This is a genomic window from Paenibacillus sp. P46E (assembly GCF_001909095.1).
Lineage (GTDB): Bacteria > Bacillota > Bacilli > Paenibacillales > Paenibacillaceae > Paenibacillus_AQ > Paenibacillus_AQ helianthi.
Genome location: NZ_LVYZ01000022.1, coordinates 1 through 652, shown reverse-complemented (window position 1 = coordinate 652; position 652 = coordinate 1). Strand labels below are relative to the sequence as shown.

Annotated in this window: 1 protein-coding gene; it reads left to right on the top strand. The window is 50.5% G+C overall.

The window, feature by feature from the left end:
* Window positions 1–644, top strand: a 644-nt coding sequence (locus A3849_RS04390; RefSeq protein ID WP_143191735.1) for a transposase, incomplete at its 5' end; no start/stop codon positions are given.
* Between the last annotated feature and the right edge of the window lie 8 nt (window positions 645–652).

Sequence of the window (652 nt, the reverse complement as noted above, 5' to 3'; positions counted from 1 at the left end):
GTTTAGAGCCGCATATGGAAAAAGCGCAGCAGATCCTCGGAAAACTGCCAAAGACAGTCATTGCGGATGCAGGCTACGGCAGCGAAGAAAACTACGCCTATCTGGAAAAGAAAGAGATTCAGGCGGTGGTGAAGTACGGCAGCTATCACAAGGAAAAGAGCAAGGCCTGGAAAGTGAATGTTGGTAAAATCGAGAACTGGACATACAATGCAGCTGAGGATAACTGGACGTGCCTCGCCGGGAAAATGTTGCATTTCCGCAGAGAAAGCAAGGAAGTCTCACAGAGTGGATATGAAATTTACAAACGTCATTACCGAAGTCAGAGCTGCGAGGGCTGTCCGCTGAAGGAACGCTGCACGAAGGCAGCCGGAGATCGGGAAGTGGTTGTTAGTTTGGAACGACTGCGTTACCAAAAGCAGGCTCGGGAGATCTTGCGAAGTGAGGAAGGTTACGGCCTGGCCGTACGCCGAATGACGGAACCGGAAAGTGAATTTGGACAACTGAAAAATAACCGGGGCTTCCGGCGCTTTCTGCTTCGCGGCATGGAAAAAGTGACGCTTGAGGTCGGTTGGCTTTGCCTTGCCCACAATCTCTTGAAGCAAGCTGCAAATGACCAAAAACAAAGAGCAACATTTCTCCAGTGACGGGAGAA